The sequence below is a fragment of the Thermobrachium celere DSM 8682 genome (assembly GCF_000430995.1).
Lineage (GTDB): Bacteria > Bacillota > Clostridia > Clostridiales > Caloramatoraceae > Thermobrachium > Thermobrachium celere.
Genome location: NZ_HF951996.1, coordinates 1 through 629, shown reverse-complemented (window position 1 = coordinate 629; position 629 = coordinate 1). Strand labels below are relative to the sequence as shown.

The following is a 629-nucleotide window of genomic DNA, read 5'->3' as shown; positions in this document are numbered from 1 at the left end:
GGTGTTCTTCCTGTTAAATATGTATACCCTTCAACAACATCTACTACTTTTGGACCATAAATAAAATAATAGTCTAAATTTCCATCATCTGCTGCAAAGTAGTAGTAGCTGCTGTTTTCCTTTCCCATATCAAAATATGTTTTAAATGTGTTATCAAAAAATATTCCAAAGGCTTTATTGTCTCTTAAGGTAATAAAGAAGGGAATAGATTTATATAGCGTTGTATAACTTTCAACGTGGGGCTTTGGATCATCTGTATTCCACATTTCATAGTAGTACCCTTTTTTATTAAGGTGCCCTGTTTTTTCTCCAAATCCGTAAAAATATTCATCCCCAAGCATCTTTTTTATAACTTCTATTTTATGTGGTTTAAAGTCTGCCTGTGTACTTATTCCTTCCCCCTCTGCAATTGAAGTATTCCCTCTTCTTATAAATGGGCTTCTTTCTCCATCATAATCTAAACATAATGGATTTCTCTGTTTGTCATAAAAGTCAACTTTAAAGTTATCGTACACAACTACAACAACATCATTTGTTTCTATCTCTACCCTATCCTCAAATCTTTTTTCTAAGATGCTCGCTTCTTTTATTTTAAATTCTCAATAGCCTTTGAATTATGTTCCTTATAC

At 32.1% G+C, this 629-nt stretch carries 1 pseudogene; it reads right to left on the bottom strand.

The annotated features are described in order from the left end of the window. A pseudogene (locus tag TCEL_RS00170) lies at positions 1 to 542 on the bottom strand (alpha-glucosidase); the annotation flags it as partial. Between the last annotated feature and the right edge of the window lie 87 nt (positions 543 to 629).